Below are 20,600 nucleotides of genomic sequence, written 5' to 3' on the forward strand. Positions count from 1 at the left end.
TCAGATTATAAAATCCAAGCCCTAACTTTTTAACTTACACACTTAAAGGGATAGTATCTATTTTAATGATTCTCAACATATTTATGAAAATTATTGAGAATATTATAATATTCTTGACGTTGACTCTCAAAAGAGTTAAGTTTATCAGGTTCTATGTCTTGAGAAATCCTCGTCGTCGTGGGATCAATCGCTTCGAAGTCGACAACCACCGTTCGACCATCTTTTGTACGATAGATAATCTTTTGGCCAGGGACAATACTTTCAAAAGTGCCAGCGTAGTCAAAAGAATAACTACCATCTTTTAAGCTCATTGTATTTTTAAATTCGCCACCTTCACGGAAATCGACATACGACGCACCACATTTCCATCGGTTATCGACGACATTCCATTTTGCAATATGCGCAGATTGTGTATACAATTCCCAAACCTTGGAAGCCGGAGCCAAAATAGTGATGTCAATTTTTATCGTTTCCATATTTTTTTCTTTAAAGTTAGTAAATTTTATTGGAAAATGCAAAAATCATTTTATTCTTGAAAACCTTTACCTTGCAGAATGTTCGGATTAAACTTCTCAATTCTTGCAAATCGTGTCTTAGATTGTTTTGGAGCCGAAAAGTGGAGTAGATAACCGCTCTGGCGTCCAGGAGTTAATTTTTCAAAAGCAATTTTCAAATCAGGATTTTCGTTAAACATGAGTTTTAACTCTTCCGGAACTTCATATTCCGAAGTCGTTTTCATTGCCACTTTTTTACCTTCTTTTTCGTTGTTAATTGCTTGTTTTATGAGATCTTGATACTCGTTTTTGTGCGAAGCAATTTGGTCAAGACTTGTAATTTTCACCACATGACTAGATTGCGAGTTTTCGCCCATTTGCTCCAATAGATTTTTAGGATCTTCCAACAAAACACCTTTGAAAAAACTCAAAACACAAAAATCTTTGAAAGGTCCAAGGATAATGATATTCTTGCCATTAACTTTATAGCATGGCTGATACCATTTAAAATCCTCCTGAACATCAAATTCCAAAACCAATTCTCGCAAAGCCGAGATTTCTTGACTCCATTTAGATTTTTTATCAAGGTAAGCATCAACTTTTGGATTTCTTTCTGGCTTTGACATTTTTTAAAATTTTTGAAAGATAAATTTAGATATTTTTAGAGCATGTTTATATTTTATTGCTAAATTTTTTAAACAAGTTCTTAATTTAAAATTATCATTAAACTTCCGATACTAATGACAATCCACAAGATAATCGCAAGTAATAATGGTTTAAAACTAATAGATTTCAGAGCTTCTAACGACAAGGTTGAACCTATTAAAAACAAGGTTAAATTTAATCCAAGTTTCGAAATTTTAGTAATCGTCGGACTTATCGAATCAAAAATCGGAAAATAAGTGCTCAATAAAATTGCAATAATAAAATAACCTATAAACCACGGAATTTTAATTTTTGTACCTTTTGTTTTAAATAAAAACATTGTTAAAATCGAAACAGGAATAATCCATAATGCTCTTGCCAGCTTAACTGTTGTCGCAGTTTTTAAGGCTTCATCACCAAATTTGCTTGCAGCGCCAACCACCGAACTTGTGTCATGAATCCCAATCGCACACCACAACCCAAAGTTATGCTGCGTCATCATCAACCAATGTCCAACACTTGGATAGATAAATAACGCAATAGAATTAAGTGAAAAAACAATGGCTAAAGCTAGAGAAATTTGTTTGGGGTCGGCTTTTATAATCGGAGAAACTGCTGCAATGGCGCTGCCGCCACAAATTGCTGTTCCTGCAGAAATGAGGTAGGCGAGAGGGCGTTCTATTTTTAAAATTTGTCCTAAAAAATATCCTAAAATAAAAATAATTGAAATACTAGAAATCGTTAATAAAAAACCAGATTGACCAACTTTTAGCGCTTCATCAAGGTGCAAACCAAATCCAAAACTAACAATCGAAATTTGCAAAAGCTTGTGAATATAACTAGAAACTTTGCTTTTAAAGGGATTTCCGAGAAAAATCGCCATTATTAAACCTAATAGCAATGCAATTGGCGAACTTATTAATCCACTGACACTTAGCGTTGCAAGAATGACGAAAATGATAATTCGGTACGAATGCTTTATTTTAAAAACTTGCATGTTTTTTTTTGACAAATTTCTAAAATATGATATTACAAAACTAATTGTAAAAATCTATCATCAATCTGTTTTTTCAGTATCAAAAAAGCAAATCTTGGTTGGAAGTTCTAGAACCGCAAGTTTCGGGAATGAAAGAACAAATCGCTAGAACGGAAAAAGAAGTGGAAATCGGAAGTCGTGCAAAAAGTGATGTTTACGATATTAAAGCCAATTTTAGAACCATTCCAGAACAGTGGATTTCGCTTCAAAATGATGTCAAAATTTCAAAAATAAGTCTTCTTTCGGCGTTAAATATCAATCAGGATTCCATCAATTTTGTGATGAATGGAAGCAAAGCAGAAGCCTTTCCTTTTATTTCGAAAGAGAATTTAATTGAAGAATTGGTAAAGAAAAATCCTGTTTATGCAGAAACACAAAAGAATATTGAAATCGCGAATCAACCTCTAAAAATCGCTACATTGGGTTATTTACCATCGATTTCGGGACAATATCAATGGTCAACGTTTTATTCTAAAGTTTTAAATTCAGGAAACCTTGCTTCCAATTTTTTAGATCAGTTTTCGCAAAATAAAAATCAACAAGCGAATTTAGGTTTGAATATTTCAATTTTTCAGCAATTTCAAGTAAAAAATAATGTTGAAATTTCAAAATTGGATAAACTCAACACCGAATATGACAATCGGAAAAAGATAACAGAACTCTATAAAACCTTGAATATCATTGCGGAACGATATGCCAACGCGACTGAAAAGAATCGACTTCTCAACGAAAATTTTGAAAATCAAAAATTTTCTTTTGAAAGTTCCGAAGAAAAATACTGCGGAGGTCTAATCGATGCATATAACTTTTTCGTGGTTCGAAATAATTGGTTACAAGCAAATTACAATTTTATTAATAGTAAATTTGATGTGATACAACAAAATTAATTGTTAAAGGTTTTCGAATAATTTTATGATAAAACAGCAATATTATTTTCAATATTTATGTTGGAAATATCTCTCGGGATTTTCCCAATTTCTAAATGCTGAATATATAGGGAAGGCGGGATGCCAACTACTTGCTTAAAATTGTCTCAAATTTACTATGTGACGAATAACCTGATTCTTCGGCTAAGGAGCTGATTTTGTTGTGTCTATATTCTTTATTTTCATTGAGTTGCTTCAAAATATAGTCGATACGAATCTTGTTAATGAGGCGTTAAAATCGCTGCGTTTTCTCTTCAATTTCGCATTAAGAGGCATTTCATGATTGATAGTAGTAAAAATTAGTGGATTTTGATCCTTTTTTTTTTCTTTAGTAAGTAGTAATAAGTTGCAATGATCCCAGTAAGAATTCCTACTAAAATTGTAAATATAAGGCACGTGAAGAATAAAGTTGTATACATAATTATATGTGTAAGTAAATTGCGATCATCTATTTAAATCTTTGCAACAATCCGGTAAAAACAATATGGAAGTCGGATGATCTATATATAATGCAACGACGGCGGATGCTAATAAAGAGTTTAACTGTGCTGATATAATTGTTCGTTTTAATGGTAACAAAGCAGAATTTAAATTAAAAACTACTGATATTTTTACAAGTAATGGAGAAACAAATTTTAACTTATCTTTTGGTATAAAGCACTTTAGTGTATCTGCTTATTCTTATGTGATAAAACCAATGTCGCATTCCAAAATGTTAACAATCAGGCGTTAGACTATTATAATAAATATAGAAATCTAGATGATATAGATTTTACTGACAGTATGATAGGGATTTATCTTTGGTTTTACCAAAGCAGGATAATCTCTACAGGATAACTTTTGGACGCTTTAATAATTCCTCGTCTACAAGAACCTATAGTTTAATTTGTGAAAAATTTTATCTACAACATGTTTTATAAAAAAATAAAAAGTTTTGTATTCTTACTAACAATTGGAGTACTAAATGCACAAGTGGGGATCAATACAGAAACACCTACAAGAACTTTAGATGTTAATGGTGATTTACGCTTAAGATCAACAGTAGATAAAACAACAGATCCTGCATATAATTGTGTTCTTATAAAAGATGCAGATGGTAACGTAGATTATTGAACAAAACAAGAAGTACTTAATAAAATTGAAACTCTTTATGTGGTTAATAAAAAATTTACGGCGTCTAAAACGGGACCGGATCCTGCAACAATTGTCTCTTGTGTAAAATTTGAGTTTAGATACAACTCGTCTGAAATACCACCGATAAGACTTGCCGCTGCTAGAACTGCTTCAACGAGAATTTATTATAACAGAATACGGAAAAGAGACAGTTCAGCAAATGGACTTACCACAGAAACTAGAGGCAGCTTTAACTCAAATCAATATGTAAAGATTCCTATTGCGAATACTTGGCAGAATATTGGGGTATCTGGTGACACAACTGGGAATTTTAACAATAATACATTTGATGAATATTATATAACTTATCCAGGAGATACTAATATGTACCGTGTTACATTTTTGGCCAGAAATGCTGGTAATTCAAATGTAAACTACACTATGGTCTGCGAAAAATTTTAAAATATTATAACAAACATCGTTTGTGTTTTTTACCAGTAGCTCTTTGGACATATGTTTCAAGGGCTTTTTTATGTTCAAATTTTTAGAAATTTGCTTTTGCCGTAATATAATCGTAATTTCGAAAAGTTCTCACGAATAAGATATGACGAGTTATAGATTTCAATATGAAGTTATCCATTGCCAAAGACTTATTGCTTCTTTGTCTTATCTTCGTGATGACGTCTTTCTACGAAGTTCTAAAGAGTTTGTCGATTAAGCCCTGTCGTTAATCGGGACAGGGGTATTTGATGACCGTTTTTAATCAACTATTCATTTCAATGTATTGTACGTATGCAGGTTCTCATAGGAATTTTGCATACCCGATTTTGTTATGTATACATTGAAAATTTCAATTTAAAAATTTTAAAAAAATGTTAGAACCTATCGTAGTTACAACCGGAATATATGACGCAATCAAAGATCATTTAAGAAGAAAAAGAACAACAATACAAGAAGAAATTTTGTTGTTAGATCAACTTAAAAATGCTAAGCAAGTTCTTAGAAGAGAGCTTCCAGAAGATATTGTAACGGTTAACAGAATCGTGAAAATTAAAGAGCATAACGACAATTCCGAAACAGAATATATTTTTGTACCATCAACTAAGGCTAAACCAAAGAAGAATAAATATTCAATTTTATCAGAAATGGCACTAGCAACTGTTGGTTACAAAGTGGGGGATGTTATTGAATATCCTTTCCCGACAGGTGTCAGAAAAATCGAAATTCTTAGCGTAGAAAATTTCGAAGCTTAATTTATAATTAAAAGCAAAATATAAAAATCCTAGGTCTTGACTTAGGATTTTTTGTTTTATTAAATCTTATTAAGATTCAGTTATGCTTTGATTAATTTGAGAATTTAATAATTTTATTTATTATTTATTATTAAATATTATTGTTTTTGAATTAAAATATTCTAATTCAAGAAAAATTAAGTTAATAAAAATATTGTTTTCGCATTTAATTTAAAATGTTATATTTGTAGAAAATGTATAAAAATGCAAGAGACTTTCATAGATACAGAGGAACTTTCTTTCCAAGATTTTAAGGATGATATTTTAGCAAATTACAAGCTAGCGAGAATTTCTCGTGAGATGAGTTATTTGGGTAGAAGAGAAGTGTTAACAGGAAAAGCCAAATTTGGTATTTTCGGTGATGGAAAAGAATTACCTCAATTAGCAATGGCTCATGTTTTCCGTAATGGCGATTTCCGTTCAGGATATTACAGAGATCAGACTTTTGCTTTGGCGATTAATGCGCTAACTGTAGAAAGCTTTTTTGCACAACTTTATGCAGATACCAATGTTGATCGAGAGCCAGCTTCGGGCGGTCGTCAGATGAATGGTCACTATGCAACAAGAACTATTAACGAAGACGGAAGTTGGAAAGATTTAACAAAAATTAAAAACATTTCTTCGGATATTTCGCCTACAGCAGGGCAAATGCCGAGATTGTTAGGTTTGGCTCAAGCTTCTAATTTTTATAAAGAAATAAAATTCGATGGCGCTGAAAAATTCTCAAATTCTGGGAAGGAAGTAGCTTTCGGAACCATTGGTGATGCTTCAACGGCTGAAGGTCATTTCTGGGAAACACTTAACGCTGCTTGTGCATTGCAAGTTCCGATGATTGTTTCGATTTGGGATGATGGCTACGGGATTTCTGTACCAACTAAAAACCAAAGAGCTAAAGCAAATATCACCGAAATGCTTTCTGGTTTCCAAAGACAAGAAGGCGAAAACCAAGGTTGCGAAATTATCCAAGTTAAAGCTTGGGATTATCCTGCTTTAATGGATGCTTACGCTAAAGCTGAGCATTTTGCAAGACAAGAAAGTATACCAGTGGTTGTTCACGTTATCGAAGTAACGCAGCCGCAAGGTCACTCAACTTCAGGATCGCACGAGCGTTACAAAAATGAAGAGCGTCTTGCTTTCGAAACTGAGTTTGATTGTTTAAATAAATTCCGTGAGTGGATCGAGACTTATTCTTTCCAATTCGAGGAAGGAGGCGATGTACAAATTATTGCGACTAAAGAAGAGCTTGACCAAATTGAAGCTGAGGCTAAAAAAATTGTAAAAGATGGTCAAAAGCAAGCTTGGGAAAACTATCAAAAAACGATTACAGAATTAAAAAATAAAGCATTACCTTTGGTTGAAGCGATGACTTCTCAAAATTCAGAAATTTCTGATTTTGTAAGTAAATTCAAAGTTTTGATTTCTATTGGTAAAAAAGATATTTTCCATTTAATTCGTCAAACTTTACTTGCAACAAGAGGAACAAATTCTGCTGAAAGACAAGTGCTGAAACAAGCTTACGAAAGCCTTTTCGCTGTTGAAAAAGATAATTATTCTTCTCACTTATATTCTCAAAGCGAATGGACAGCGACTAATATTGCAGAAGTAAAACCAATTTATTCTGAATCTTCAGAAACGGTTGATGGTAGAATGGTGGTTAGAAATAACTTTGATAAAATTTTTGAAAAATATCCTCAAGCCATGATTTTTGGTGAAGATTCTGGTAACATTGGTGACGTTAACCAAGGTCTAGAAGGTCTTCAGGAAAAATATGGAGCATTGAGAATTGCTGACACTGGTATTCGTGAGGCGACAATTTTAGGTCAAGGTATTGGTCTAGCAATGCGTGGTCTTCGTCCAATCGCCGAGATCCAATATTTAGATTATATTTTGTATTGTTTACAAGGTATGAGCGACGATTTGGCGACAGTACAATATCGTACGAAAGGTGGTCAAAAAGCGCCAGTTATTATAAGAACACGTGGTCATAGATTAGAAGGTATTTGGCATTCTGGTTCGCCAATGGCTGGTATTATCAATTTGGTGAAAGGTATCAATGTTTTGGTGCCAAGAGATTTGACAAAAGCAGCTGGATTCTATAATACGATGCTACAAGCGGACGAGCCTGCTCTTATCGTAGAATGTCTTAACGGATATCGTTTGAAAGAAAAACAACCTGATAACTTAGGCGAATTCACGGTTCCTGTCGGTAAAATTGAAGTGACAAAAGAGGGTAGTGATGTGACTTTGGTAACTTATGGATCGACTTGGAGAATTGTGATGGAAGCGGCTAAAGAACTTGAAAAATTAGGCATCAACGCAGAAGTTATCGATATTCAATCTTTGATTCCGTTTGACTTGTCAAGTGAGATTGCAGAAAGTGTTAAGAAAACCAATCGTCTAGTTGTTATCGACGAAGATGTAGAAGGCGGAACTTCGGCATTTATTCTTCAACAAATTATTGAAAAACAAAATGCATTTAGATATTTAGATTCTGCACCAATCTGTATTTCGGCGGAGGATCATCGTCCAGCCTATGCGACGGATGGAGATTATTTCTCTAAGCCATCTGCGGATGATATGGTAGAAAAAATCTACGCAATGTTCCATGAAGTTAATCCTGCAAAATATCCAGCGATTTACTAATATTTGGAATTAAAAAATATATTGAAAGACCTAAGCGATTAGGTCTTTTTTATTTAAATTTAAACAAAAAACAAGTGGACGAGCTCTTTAAAAATCAAGTTTACGAAATCACAAGACTTATTCCGAAAGGTCGTGTGACAACTTATGGTTCGATTACAAAAGCGGTTGGTTATCCCAATCATTCGCGTCATGTTGGTCGTGCAATGGGAGGTTGTCCAGCGGATGTTCCTGCGCATCGTGTCGTAGGAAGTTGTGGTATTTTGTCTGTTCCAGAATTTAAAATCAAACTTGAAAAAGAAGGTTTAGAATTTAATAATCAAAGGATCAAAGATTTTAAAAACCTATTTTGGGATGCGTTGGTTGAATTATAATATTTTCCTTTTTTAAATTTTTTTCAAAATTAAATACTAACATAGAGATGAAATTATTATTAAATGCACTTCTATTGACAGGCATTATGTCTTGCAATGGAAAAGCAGAAAAAACAAAAGAAGAGCCTAAAGCAGAAGTTGCAACAAAAAAAAAAGTGGTGACTTACAAAGGTTTTGATGTTTCTAATATTAATTTTTATGAAATGTTAAAACAGTTTTTTGATTCATCAGGTTTAAGTCTTTATCAGGATCAAAACTAAACGACAAATCTCAATATGGATTATGAAGAATTTGTTGTTCCATATACTCGAGAAGTAGCTTATTTTGGTGAAGATTTAAATAAGAAGTTTAAAGAATTTTCGATATTCTATCCGAAAAAAGATCAGAAAATATTTTGTTCCGAATTATCAATTACTGACCAAGAAACTTCAAAATCTGTCATTAAAAAGTTTTAAGAACAATATGGGAAACCCGTTTTTTCAAAGCAAGAATCTAGTAAAACTGGAACAATTTTCTTAGACGGAAACGGTGAAGCGAAGAAAGAGGCTTTCCAGAATCTTTATTAATGAAATGATGCAAAATTATATGCAGTGTATTTTTTAATTCATTCTGGATCTGTTCTTAACATTATTGCGCTGGACAAGAATTCTCCAATGTATAAACAATAAATTGACTTACCAAGTCTTGATATGGTTTTTTATATTAAATAAAATAATTTACGAGTATAATTAAAAGCAAAAAACCGCTACAAGATTTTGTAACGGTTTATAATTTAAAATTCAAATAAAATTATTCTCCTTTTATTTTTTCTTTAATTTTTGTTTCCAGCTCTTCTGCTAATTCAGGATTGTCTTTGATGATATCTTTAACAGCATCACGACCTTGACCAAGTTTTGTACCTTCGTAACTGAACCAAGATCCACTTTTTTGGATAACACCAAGCTCAACACCTTGATCTAAAATTTCGCCAACTTTAGAAACCCCTTCGCCGTACATGATGTCAAATTCTGCCATTTTGAAAGGTGGTGCCACTTTGTTTTTAACAATTTTCACTTTAACACGGCTACCAACAGCTTCGTCACCATTTTTGATTGGCGCACTCGCTTTTCTGATGTCAACTCTTACAGAAGCATAGAATTTAAGAGCATTACCACCAGTTGTTGTTTCTGGGTTTCCAAACATAACGCCGATTTTTTCTCTCAACTGGTTGATGAAAATTACAGTACATTTGGTTTTATTAATAGTTGCTGTTAACTTTCTCAATGCTTGAGACATCAATCTAGCATGCAATCCCATTTTAGAATCACCCATTTCGCCCTCGATTTCGGCTTTTGGTGTTAAGGCAGCAACCGAGTCGATAACCACAATGTCAATAGCGCCCGAACGGATTAGGTTATCAGCAATTTCTAAAGCTTGTTCTCCGTTATCCGGCTGAGAAATAATTAAATTGTCAAGGTCAATACCTAGTTTGCCAGCATAAGTTCTGTCAAAAGCATGTTCTGCATCAATAAATGCAGCAATACCGCCTTGTTTTTGAGCTTCAGCAATGGCATGAAGTGTCAAGGTTGTTTTACCTGAAGATTCTGGTCCATAGATTTCAATAATTCTACCACGAGGATAACCACCAACACCCAAAGCAAGGTCAAGACCTAAAGATCCTGACGGGATAACTTCAATTGTGTGGTCAACAGAATCCTCTCCAAGAGTCATTACAGTACCTTTTCCGTAAGTTTTATCTAGTTTGTCAAGCACTAATTGGAGTGCTTTCTTCTTATCGTCAATATTGCTCATCGTTAATTTTAATAATTTCAAAATTACGGAAAATCTTTAGTATTTGAATCTATATTTTGATACAAATTGTATCAAAAATAAAATACTTTAAAAATACCTAGAATTAGGTATGTTTTTTATTAAAGATGATAATATATTTGAATAATAAAACTAGTCATTATGAAAACACCTTTATTTAATAATCTAAATTATTTCAACGTTCGTATTTAGCAGATTAACATGCCACGTACTTTTAGTCAAATATTTTAAATAAAATTAATAAAAAATATCAAGATTATTTTTAAAAAAAAATTGTAAAATTAGAACAGATAATAAAGTTTTATTTCAAATACAAAAGTTTACTAAATTAATCATCACTAATATTTTAAATAGTTTACAATGAAGACTAAATTAATTTTTATTGGGCTTTTAGCCACAAATCTTTTACCAGCGCAAAATCTAAGAAGTAGCGCTGAGAAGATGAACACAATAAAGACAAATGTAATGGCATATGCGTTTCGTAATATTAATGTTTCATATGAAAGATCATTTTCTAAAACCATTGCTTTGAATATTGGTTTTGCGACGATGCCAACTGGTGGTGTTCCGTTTATGGATACCTTCATAAAAGGGGATGATCGTAAAGAAATTGGCGATGTAAAATTAGGTACAACTGCTATTACAATAGAACCTCGTTTTTATTTTGGAGAGAAGTATAATAGCGGGTTTTATCTTGCTCCATATTATCGTTATACCAATATTAAGGTTGACGAATTACGATATAACTATGTAATATATGATGAAGCAACCCAAACCGAGATGGATAACCCTATAGATTTAAACGGAAAATTCTCTGCAAATAGCTTTGGTTTAATGCTTGGTGTACAATGGTTGTTAGGGAGCCAAGATAATTGGGTGTTAGACTTTTGGATTGTTGGAGGACATTATGGTTCAGCTTCAGGAGATCTAGTTGGCAAAACCCAATATACCTTAACGCCTGACCAACAAAAAGAATTGCAAGATGAACTTAATGATCTACAAATCCCGCTTGTAAAGCACAAAACAGAAATTAATGCCAACGGCGGAACCGTTAAGTTGGATGGGCCTTGGGCTGGTTTACGATCAGGGCTTTCTTTCGGTTATCGTTTTTAAATCATAATACCTTTATAGGTTAGTTTTTCATAGTTTTTTTACTGGAATGTTTCAGTATTTTTTATTCTTTCATGAACTCCTTTGGCTAAGTCGAAGGACTTTTATATTTAAATTAAATTTTTTTTAATAATGGTCGAACAATTAGTGTTAGAGCAATTATTTAAAATTTAAAACAAAAAAACTCTCCAAAGTAGGAGAGTTTCTATTTTTAATATTAGTTATTGACTTACAAAGAAGCTGAATGAACTAATAAATCTGTTAACTTGTTAGAGTAACCCATTTCGTTATCATACCAAGACACTAACTTAACAAAGTTAGGCGATAGCATAATACCAGCATCTTTATCAAAGATTGAAGTTCTCTTATCTCCAACGAAATCTTGAGAAACTACTAGATCTTCAGTGTAACCAAGAATACCTTTTAGTTCACCTTCAGAAGCAGCTTTGATAGCAGCAGAAATCTCATCATAAGAAGTTGCTTTTTCTAATCTTACTGTTAAATCTACTACAGAAACGTCAGCCGTTGGTACACGGAAAGACATACCAGTCAATTTACCATTAAGAGAAGGAATAACTTTTCCTACAGCTTTTGCAGCACCAGTAGAAGAAGGGATAATGTTGTTAAGAGCAGATCTACCACCTCTCCAGTCTTTAGCTGATGGACCATCAACTGTTTTTTGAGTTGCAGTTGTAGCGTGTACAGTTGTCATAAGACCTTCAACGATTCCGAAGTTATCGTGGATTACTTTTGCTAATGGCGCAAGACAGTTAGTTGTACAAGAAGCGTTAGAGAAGATTTTGATATCGTCAGTAAGCTCTTTGTGGTTAACACCCATTACAAACATTGGCGTATCATCTTTAGAAGGCGCAGAAAGAACAACTTTCTTAGCACCAGCGTTGATGTGCGCGTTAGCTGTATCAGCAGATAAGAATAGACCTGTAGATTCTACAATGTACTCAGCGCCAATTTCGTTCCATTTTAGATTGTTAGGATCTCTTTCAGCAGTAATACGGATAGTTTTACCGTTTACAACAAGGTTGTTACCTTGTACAGATACTTCACCGTTGAAAGCACCGTGAACTGAATCGTACTTTAGCATGTAAGCCATGTATTCTGCATCGATAAGGTCGTTAATACCTACTACTTCGATGTTGCTTCTTTCAGCCATTGCTCTGAAAACTAAACGTCCGATTCTACCGAATCCGTTAATTCCTACTTTAATTGTTGACATATTTTACTTTTTAAATTTGATAATATATTGTTTCTAAAATTACAAAATTTTTAATGAACTACATTGCTAATATCTCAGAAATCTTTAGCAAGTCTTTGTCTATTTCGTTATGCTTTTTAATCGCTTCTTCAATAGGCGTGTATATCAATCGATTAGACTTAACCCCAACCATCACTTTGCTTTTACCTTCTACAAGTCCCATTACGGCACCATAACCCATTTTACTAGCCAATACACGATCTGCACAACTTGGAGAACCACCGCGTTGGATGTGTCCCAAAACTGCTACACGAATATCAAAATTCGGGAATTCATCTTTAGTCGCTTTTGCTAAATCATAAATGTTACCAAGTTTTTCGCCTTCTGCAACAACAACAATACTAGAAGATTTTCCAACTTTTTCAGCTTTTCTAAATGTGCCGAAAAGTTCTTCCATACTATCTTTTTGTTCAGGGATCAAAATATCTAGTGCACCAGTTGCAATACCACTATTAAGAGCAATAAAACCAGCATCACGTCCCATAACTTCTACAAAAAACACTCTGTTATGAGAAGTTGCCGTATCTCTAATTTTGTCAATAGCTTCCATCGCAGTGTTAAGTGCTGTATCGTAACCTATAGTGTTGTCTGTACCAAAAATATCATTATCAATTGTCCCAGGAACACCAATTACTGGAAGTCCAAACTCTTCATTAAAAACTTTAGCGCCTGTAAAACTTCCGTCTCCACCGATACAAACTAAGGCATCAATATTGTGTTTTTTACAATTTTCAAAAGCTTTGGCCCGACCTTCTGCTGTTTTAAATTCTGATGAACGGGCAGACTTTAGAATAGTACCGCCTTCATTAATAATGTTTTTAACAGATCGCGGTCCCATTTTGGTAAAATCACCATGGATAAGACCGTTGTAACCTTCGCGGACACCATAACACTCTAGACCAAGGATATTAGCAGTTCTTACAACCGCACGGATAGCAGCATTCATCCCAGGTGCATCACCTCCCGACGTTAAAACAGCGACTGTTTTTATGTTTTGATTTGACATTGTCTAAAAATTAGTACGCAAATTTACAAAAAAATAGGTATTTCTTTGAATAATAAACAATTATTAAAATTTGATTTTAATCACGTTTAAAAATATGAAGAAATGATAATTTTTAGGTTTTCAAATTTTTTCTATGTGCCTAATCTTTATTATATTTACAAGCATTAATTTTAACAATTATTAAATATAAAAATAAATGAAAGTAACTGTTGTTGGCGCAGGTGCCGTAGGTGCAAGTTGTGCAGAGTACATCGCGATGAAAAACTTCGCATCAGAAGTAGTATTAGTTGACATTAAAGAAGGTTTTGCGGAAGGTAAAGCTATGGACTTAATGCAATGTGCATCTCTTAACGCTTTTGATACAAAAATTACTGGTACAACTGGTGATTATAGCAAAACTGCTGGGTCAAAAGTAGCGGTTATCACATCTGGTATCCCTAGAAAACCAGGGATGACAAGAGAAGAACTTATCGGTATTAATGCTGGTATCGTTAAAGAAGTTACAGCTAATTTGGTAAAACATTCTCCTGACGTTATTATTATTGTGGTGTCTAACCCAATGGATACAATAGCTTATTTAGTACACAAAACTTCTGGTCTTCCTAAAGAAAGAATCATCGGTATGGGAGGTGCATTAGATTCTGCACGTTTCAAATACAGATTGGCAGAGGCTTTAGAATGTCCAATTTCTGATGTTGACGGTATGGTTATCGCAGCACACTCAGATACAGGGATGCTTCCATTAGTTAGCAAAGCAACAAGAAATGGTGTGCCAGTAACTGAATTCCTTAACGATGAGCAAGTTGCTTACGTTACTGAAGAAACTAAAGTTGGTGGTGCGACATTAACTAAATTGTTAGGAACTTCTGCTTGGTATGCGCCAGGTGCGGCTGTATCTGTATTGGTACAATCTATCCTTTGCGACCAAAAGAAAATGATTCCTTGTTCATTAATGTTAGATGGTGAGTACGGACAGTCAGACATTTGTCTTGGTGTTCCTGCGATTATCGGTGCTAACGGTGTTGAAAAAATCGTTGACATTACATTAACAGATGCTGAAAAAGCAAAATTTGCTGAAGCTGCACAAGCTGTAAGAGAAGTTAATGGTGATTTGAAGTTCTAAGAATTTCTATCTTCAAAATATTAAGGCGTATCATTATGATACGTCTTTTTTTTGTTTAAAACTAAATTTATTGAATTGATTTTCAGTATTAAACTAAATATTTAGTGATGTTTTTTGATTCTTATGTAACAAGTTGCTGGTTCTGGTTGTCTTATTGAAAAACAAAATATGAAGCTAATTATTACCAGCGCTGTTTTACTTTGTTCCAACTTTTTCATAGCTCAAGTAAAGCAAGATACCATCAAATCCGAAAACATAGAAGCTGTAACTATTGTTGCGAAAAAACCAACGGTTGAGACCAAGGTTGACAGAACGGTTTTCAATGTGGCAGACAGTTCTATTCTTGCTGGTAATACGACTTGGGATGTCCTTCGCATGACGCCTTTGGTGAGCATCGATAACAATGATGTTGTAAAATCTGAAGGTGAAAATGTAACAGTCTATATCAACGATAGAAAGTCTGTTTTTACAGGAAAAGAACTTAAAGAATATCTTAAATCACTTCCTGCCGATAATTTGATGAAAATCGAGGTAATCACCAATCCATCTTCAAGATACGAAACCACAGGACAAGTTATTAATATCGTTCTTAAAAAACGTGAAGACGAAGGTATTAAAGGAAGTGTAGCTTTTACTAATACTCAAAATACTAAGAATAGTCAATATTCTAATCTTAATCTTAATTATCACAAAAAGAATTTTACACAAACGATAACGGGTAGTTATAACGATAATACTAATGTTTCGTCATTAAAAACTGAAAACAATCTTTTTCAAGATAACGAACAAAGATTAATCGATATGCAATCTGTCTATCACGGAAAAATGCCGTCGGTATCTTCGACATCGGAATTAGAATTAAACGATAAAAATAACATTGGTGTTATTTTCGAGTATTTTCAAAATAAAAGTGATTCCGAAAATAATAGTGTCGGAAGTGTTTTCAAAAACGGAAATCCTTTTAACACGTATTCAATAAATCAAAATGAAGCCTCGAAATATTTGGTGTTAAATTCCAATCTTTTTTATAAATATTATGATAAAGAAAAAAACAGGATTTTTGATGTTAATGTAGGTTTTAATTACAACGGTGATCGTGGCGATAGACATTATTTGCGTAATCAATCTGATCTTGCGACACCAGAATATACGCGCGTTTTCGAAGATACACAGATGCGAAATTATTACGTGAAATTAGATTACACGCAGAATTTAGGCTCTACAAATAACACTTTAGAAACTGGTGTTAAATTCGATTTTAATAACAATTATATGCCGATAGATTATTTCGGTTATTCGTCGAATATTTTGAAAAATAGATTTAGTTACAAAGATAATCTCAATGCGGTCTATGCCAATTATAGCACGAAATTTTTTGAAAAATTGGATGTACGTTTTGGGTTTCGTTACGAGTATATGACCTACAAATTGCATCAAGAAAATGACGACATCAAAAGGGATGAATCTTACGGAAAACTCATGCCAAATGCATTGATAAAATATACGGTAAGTCCTAATTTTAATGTGTCAACATCGTATAATTACAGCATTTGGAGACCTTGGTATTCGGAGTTTAATCCTTTCGAGTTGCCAACAAGTGAGGGGAATTTCTATCGCGGAAATATGGATTTAGTTCCAAATCCAAATCATCGTTTTACAATGAAATTTGGTGTTTATAAAAAGTATTTCTTGTCATTAGGTTATAGTTTTACGAATCAAGATTATTGGACAGATTATATCCCAGAAGGTAATAAGTTGGTCTCATTTCCAAATAATTTTCTTGGAAAATCCGAGCGTTATTCGGTTAACTTGAATACTAACCAAACTTTCTTTAAAAATAAATTTAATGTTAATGTCACAGTTGGTATCAACTACCAAGATAACAGTGATTTCAACCATAGAAACAATCTAAATACGAAAGATTACATCACCAATTTCTCTGGTTCTGCCAACTTCACCTACACCAATTTGTTTGATAAGAACATCAATATTTCTGGATGGGCTGGCGTCTACAGAAACAATAACGGAAACTCGATTGGGAATACTACCAACGTATTCCATAATCTATCTGTGACCAAAATCTTTGATAAAATTGGTTTAGAAACAAGTTTACAATTAAATAATATTTTCTTGCGACCAGTATTTGACAGGACGACTTACAGTCAAGCGGGAACATTTAGAAACATAAATACTTCCGACTGGTACGGCGCTTCGTTAACGATCACCAAACGTTTCGGAAATCAAAAAGTAAAAGAAAATACCAAAACTGATGTTGAGAAAAACCAAGGTGGCGGAAAATAATAATAGAAAACCTTTCAATGATTTTGGAAGGTTTTTTTATTTAAGATAAATTAATTTTCATGTTTTAAAAATCTAACTTAGCTTTGTATCACTTAAAAGTAAATGATATGTTAAAACGTGTAGGAATTGCTGCTGCAATTGCATTTTTAGGAATTTTTCAATCTTTCGCTCAAACAAAGTTGGAGCGTCCAAAATTGGTTGTAGGACTGGTAATTGACCAAATGCGTTGGGATTATCTTTACCGTTATCATGACAAATTTGGTGAAGATGGTTTCAAAAGAATGTTGAAACAAGGTTATTCTTTTAACAATGTTATGATTCCGTACTTGCCGACCGTTACGGCGATTGGTCATACAAGTATCTATACGGGTTCGGTGCCTTCAATTCATGGTATTGCGGGTAACGATTGGACCGATAAAGAAACTGGGAAAAGTGTGTATTGTACAACAGATGCTGCTTACAAAGGTGTTGGGACAACTTCTGACAAAATTGGTGCACATTCTCCACGAAATTTATGGAGCACGACAATCACGGATCAGTTGGGGATTGCAACTAATTTTCAATCGAAAGTTGTTGGTGTTTCATTAAAAGATAGAGCATCTATTTTGCCAGCTGGACATAATCCTACTGGTGCTTTTTGGTTTGATGAGACGACTGGTAATTTTATCACAAGTACTTATTACATGCAAGATTTGCCAAGTTGGGTGAAGGATTTTAATTCTAAAAATTATGCATCCGAATTGGTTTCTAAAGGTTGGAATACTTTACTGCCAATTAACCAATATACCGAAAGTACCAGAGATGATGTACCTTGGGAAAGTCTCCTTGGTTCCGCAACCAAACCAGTTTTTCCGTACAATAATTTAGCGACAGACTACGAAAAAAAGAAAGGCGTTTTAAGAATGACACCTTTCGGAAATACTTATACATTAAAATTTGCAGAAGCAACTGTTGATGGTTATCAATTGGGTGCGGACGATATCACCGATTTTTTAGCTATTAATATCGCATCTACAGATTATGTTGGACATGCTTTTGGACCAAATTCTATCGAGATTGAAGATACTTATTTAAGATTGGATAAGGATTTGGGAAACTTTTTCAAAATGTTGGACAAAAAAGTAGGGAAGGATAACTTTTTAGTATTCTTGTCTGCGGATCATGGTGGGGCGCATTCTGTTGGTTTTCTTGAAGAAAAAAAAATGCCGACTGGCTTCTTTGGAGAAGGTTTAGAAAAATCTTTAAATGCAGATTTGGAAAAGAAATTTGGTGTTGCTAATTTAGTTTTGGCTGTAGATAATTACCAAGTTTATACGAATGATAAAATGATTTCTGAAAAAAATCTAGATTCTGAAGACATCAAAAAATACATTATTTCAAGTTTAAAAAAATTACCTGAAATTTTATATGCGGTTGACATGACAGAGATAGGAGAGTCGCCAATCCCAGAACCAATCAAGACGAGAACTATTAATGGTTATAACTGGAAGCGAAGTGGCGATATCCAAATGGTGACCAAAGATGGTTATTTGGCTTATTATGCAAAAAAAGGAACAACACACTCGGTTTGGAATTCTTACGATGCGCATATTCCGTTAATGTTTATGGGTTGGAAAGTTAAAAACGGCGAAAGCAACCGTCCTTATTATATGACAGATATTGCGCCGACTTTGGCTCAGATTTTAAAAATTGAAAACCCTAGCGGCAACATTGGACAACCAATTGTTGAAGTTTTAGGAAAATAGTTTTAAAAATTTTATGTTTGGTACAATATTTTCTAATAAGTTGCAGTTAAATAACAATTAAACTTTAAAAAAAAATATCAAATTTTAAACCTATGAAAAAGATTTTATTCGCAGCATCAGCTGTATTATTAACTGTAGTTGTGTCATGTAAAAAAGAAAACAGCACTGTAGTAACAACAGATGGTGGTACAGATACAGTAGCAGTTGTACATACTGAAGAAACGACTGTACTTAGCGAAACTGAGGCTAAAGCTAAAGTTGATAAAGCGCAGGCTGATCTAGATGCGGCTATCAAAAAAGGTGATAAAGCAGCAGAAGAAACTGCTAGAAAAGCTTTAGCAGATGCTAACTCAGCTTGGGATAAAACAAAAGCAGCGGTTAACTCTGCAGCGCAAGATGTTAAAGATGGTGTAAACAACGCTGTTGACAAAACTAACGAAGCTGCAAAAGATGCGAAAGCTGATCTTAAAACAGCAGCTCAAGATGTTAAAGCTGATGTTAACAAAGCGGCACAAGACACTAAAGATGCTACTAAAAAAGCAGCTGGTGATGTCAAAGATGCTTATAACAAAACTTTAGAAAGCGCAAAAGCTAAATAATATTTTTAGTTTTTAAATAAATGAAACCGAAGATTGTTCTTCGGTTTTTTTTGTGTAATATATTCAATTTAAAAAAGGGAAAGCAATGGCTTTCCCTTTTTTAGTATTAAATTTAAAATATTATTTAACTAAAAGATCTTTTGTGAAAGATACACCGTCTTTAGTGATGTTTACAAGATATTTACCAGCATTTAGGTTAATAGGAACATTGATGTTTTTAGAGTTAGATTTTACTTCACCAAGATTCTTAACTTCTCGTCCTGTCATATCGTAGATTTTTACAGAATATTTACCGTCATCAGCAAGTTTGATATTGAAATCTGATTTTGCTGGGTTTGGATAAATTGTTGTGCTTTCTCCCATTTTAGAAATATTATTAACATCAAGAGTTTGGGTAAGTTTTGCAGCATTAACAATAGTACCATCATTTGAATCAATTAAAAGAACAACAGCATGGATGTTATCTGCAACAAATCTTGCTGGAATTGTATAGTTGAATGAGTAGCTGGTAGTAGAACAACAGTAACTCAGCAGGGACTGACCCGTCTTGCCCCTGATATCCACTTAGAAGAGCTCTACCAACGGGATCATAAATCATTTGTGCCGCTGGTACTGTTTCTGGTAGATTTTCGAAACCTCCCATTGCTCCATTACCAGCGCCTGCATAATAGTTTTTCTGTGCGTAACCCGCTGCTGTTCCTTTTACACCATCTTCGGTCACAACTACTGCCAACTTAAAGTTTGTATTTGGGTTATTAATAAAGAATTGGCCATTTACATTAGCTGTAAGTTGAGTCCCAGAGATTGAATAGTCTCCGCTTAGTTTAACTGGTGTTGGAATATTTTTTCTTGAAGTTACAAAACCATTAATACCACTTGGACCTGGGTCTACTCCTTTTAATTCTCTGTCAACATTCATACCTGGAAAACCACTAAATGCTGCACCTCCATCATAAGCACTTACAAGCATAGGATCATTATTATGTACAGCAATACTAATTTGGTCATTAGGGTAATCGGTATTAACTTTATTAAGACCAACCATTCCTCTTGGACACCGGTAAGTGGACTACTTTTTTGACAGTTTGTAAATATAGTTTTTTCGTTTGAAATT

General features: G+C 33.7%; 21 protein-coding genes. 13 read left to right on the plus strand and 8 right to left on the minus strand.

What is annotated here, in order from left to right; genetic code table 11:
• Positions 1 to 62 precede the first annotated feature (62 nt).
• The 3 genes from RT037_RS12705 to RT037_RS12715 all read right to left on the minus strand — a co-directional run bounded on the left by RT037_RS12705 (position 63) and on the right by RT037_RS12715 (position 2,136).
• The gene (locus tag RT037_RS12705) at positions 63 to 476 is read right to left on the minus strand and encodes an SRPBCC domain-containing protein (RefSeq protein ID WP_312324009.1); all 414 of its coding nucleotides are present in this window, start codon (positions 474 to 476) and stop codon (positions 63 to 65) included.
• A 50-nt stretch (positions 477 to 526) separates the two neighbouring features.
• Positions 527 to 1,120: a DUF1801 domain-containing protein gene (locus tag RT037_RS12710; RefSeq protein ID WP_313031959.1), complete on the minus strand. Its 594-nt coding sequence runs from the start codon at positions 1,118 to 1,120 to the stop codon at positions 527 to 529.
• A gap of 80 nt (positions 1,121 to 1,200) precedes the next feature.
• Positions 1,201 to 2,136, minus strand: a complete 936-nt coding sequence (locus RT037_RS12715) for a putative sulfate exporter family transporter (protein ID WP_313031961.1) — start codon at positions 2,134 to 2,136, stop codon at positions 1,201 to 1,203.
• Between the two features lie 98 nt (positions 2,137 to 2,234).
• Between RT037_RS12715 and RT037_RS12720 the strand changes: the two genes are divergently transcribed.
• The 8 genes from RT037_RS12720 to RT037_RS12755 all read left to right on the plus strand — a co-directional run bounded on the left by RT037_RS12720 (position 2,235) and on the right by RT037_RS12755 (position 8,975).
• Positions 2,235 to 3,062 carry a TolC family protein gene (locus RT037_RS12720; RefSeq protein WP_313031962.1) on the plus strand — a complete coding sequence of 276 codons (828 nt, stop codon included), beginning with the start codon at positions 2,235 to 2,237 and terminating at the stop codon, positions 3,060 to 3,062.
• 1,011 nt (positions 3,063 to 4,073) lie between these two features.
• Positions 4,074 to 4,214: a hypothetical protein gene (locus RT037_RS12725; protein WP_313031963.1), complete on the plus strand. Its 141-nt coding sequence runs from the start codon at positions 4,074 to 4,076 to the stop codon at positions 4,212 to 4,214.
• Positions 4,215 to 4,253: 39 nt separating this feature from the next.
• Positions 4,254 to 4,676 (plus strand): hypothetical protein, encoded by a 423-nt coding sequence (locus RT037_RS12730; protein ID WP_313031965.1) that lies wholly within the window; start codon positions 4,254 to 4,256, stop codon positions 4,674 to 4,676.
• A 410-nt stretch (positions 4,677 to 5,086) separates the two neighbouring features.
• The gene (locus RT037_RS12735) at positions 5,087 to 5,467 is read left to right on the plus strand and encodes a GreA/GreB family elongation factor (RefSeq protein ID WP_313031969.1); all 381 of its coding nucleotides are present in this window, start codon (positions 5,087 to 5,089) and stop codon (positions 5,465 to 5,467) included.
• Positions 5,468 to 5,710: 243 nt separating this feature from the next.
• Positions 5,711 to 8,149, plus strand: a complete 2,439-nt coding sequence (locus tag RT037_RS12740) for a thiamine pyrophosphate-dependent enzyme (RefSeq protein WP_313031972.1) — start codon at positions 5,711 to 5,713, stop codon at positions 8,147 to 8,149.
• Positions 8,150 to 8,223: 74 nt separating this feature from the next.
• Positions 8,224 to 8,520, plus strand: coding sequence for an MGMT family protein (locus RT037_RS12745; RefSeq protein WP_312323657.1), 297 nt, complete (start codon positions 8,224 to 8,226; stop codon positions 8,518 to 8,520).
• Positions 8,521 to 8,567: 47 nt separating this feature from the next.
• On the plus strand, positions 8,568 to 8,780 hold the full coding sequence (locus RT037_RS12750) for a hypothetical protein (protein WP_313031975.1): 213 nt from the start codon (positions 8,568 to 8,570) through the stop codon (positions 8,778 to 8,780).
• Positions 8,781 to 8,795: 15 nt separating this feature from the next.
• Positions 8,796 to 8,975, plus strand: coding sequence for a hypothetical protein (locus RT037_RS12755; protein WP_312323655.1), 180 nt, complete (start codon positions 8,796 to 8,798; stop codon positions 8,973 to 8,975).
• A 334-nt stretch (positions 8,976 to 9,309) separates the two neighbouring features.
• Here the strand turns inward: RT037_RS12755 and recA are convergent, their stop codons facing one another.
• The gene (gene recA, locus RT037_RS12760) at positions 9,310 to 10,311 is read right to left on the minus strand and encodes a recombinase RecA (protein WP_313031977.1); all 1,002 of its coding nucleotides are present in this window, start codon (positions 10,309 to 10,311) and stop codon (positions 9,310 to 9,312) included.
• Between the two features lie 378 nt (positions 10,312 to 10,689).
• Between recA and RT037_RS12765 the strand changes: the two genes are divergently transcribed.
• Positions 10,690 to 11,442 (plus strand): DUF3575 domain-containing protein, encoded by a 753-nt coding sequence (locus tag RT037_RS12765; protein ID WP_313031979.1) that lies wholly within the window; start codon positions 10,690 to 10,692, stop codon positions 11,440 to 11,442.
• Between the two features lie 226 nt (positions 11,443 to 11,668).
• Here RT037_RS12765 and gap read toward each other — a convergent pair whose 3' ends face one another.
• Complete coding sequence (gene gap / locus RT037_RS12770) at positions 11,669 to 12,673, minus strand: type I glyceraldehyde-3-phosphate dehydrogenase (RefSeq protein WP_079667904.1); 1,005 nt, start codon at positions 12,671 to 12,673, stop codon at positions 11,669 to 11,671.
• Positions 12,674 to 12,731: 58 nt separating this feature from the next.
• Positions 12,732 to 13,718: a 6-phosphofructokinase gene (gene pfkA, locus RT037_RS12775; protein WP_312323870.1), complete on the minus strand. Its 987-nt coding sequence runs from the start codon at positions 13,716 to 13,718 to the stop codon at positions 12,732 to 12,734.
• Between the two features lie 196 nt (positions 13,719 to 13,914).
• Here pfkA and RT037_RS12780 point away from each other — a divergent pair, with 196 nt between their 5' ends.
• The 4 genes from RT037_RS12780 (at position 13,915) to RT037_RS12795 (ending at position 19,486) form a co-directional block, all read left to right on the plus strand.
• Positions 13,915 to 14,841 (plus strand): malate dehydrogenase, encoded by a 927-nt coding sequence (locus RT037_RS12780; RefSeq protein WP_312323872.1) that lies wholly within the window; start codon positions 13,915 to 13,917, stop codon positions 14,839 to 14,841.
• Between the two features lie 168 nt (positions 14,842 to 15,009).
• Entirely contained in the window at positions 15,010 to 17,142 is a 2,133-nt protein-coding gene (locus RT037_RS12785) for an outer membrane beta-barrel family protein (protein ID WP_313031985.1), read from the plus strand.
• A gap of 107 nt (positions 17,143 to 17,249) precedes the next feature.
• Positions 17,250 to 18,887 (plus strand): alkaline phosphatase PafA, encoded by a 1,638-nt coding sequence (pafA, locus tag RT037_RS12790; protein WP_313031987.1) that lies wholly within the window; start codon positions 17,250 to 17,252, stop codon positions 18,885 to 18,887.
• Positions 18,888 to 18,979: 92 nt separating this feature from the next.
• On the plus strand, positions 18,980 to 19,486 hold the full coding sequence (locus RT037_RS12795; RefSeq protein ID WP_312324169.1) for a hypothetical protein: 507 nt from the start codon (positions 18,980 to 18,982) through the stop codon (positions 19,484 to 19,486).
• Between the two features lie 120 nt (positions 19,487 to 19,606).
• Here the strand turns inward: RT037_RS12795 and RT037_RS12800 are convergent, their stop codons facing one another.
• Positions 19,607 to 19,849, minus strand: coding sequence for a T9SS type A sorting domain-containing protein (locus tag RT037_RS12800; protein WP_313031993.1), 243 nt, complete (start codon positions 19,847 to 19,849; stop codon positions 19,607 to 19,609).
• 97 nt (positions 19,850 to 19,946) lie between these two features.
• Positions 19,947 to 20,531, minus strand: a complete 585-nt coding sequence (locus RT037_RS12805) for a hypothetical protein (protein WP_313031994.1) — start codon at positions 20,529 to 20,531, stop codon at positions 19,947 to 19,949.
• Positions 20,532 to 20,600 lie beyond the last annotated feature (69 nt).

The organism is Soonwooa sp. (assembly GCF_032062245.1).
In the GTDB taxonomy this organism is placed as follows: Bacteria; Bacteroidota; Bacteroidia; order Flavobacteriales; family Weeksellaceae; genus Soonwooa.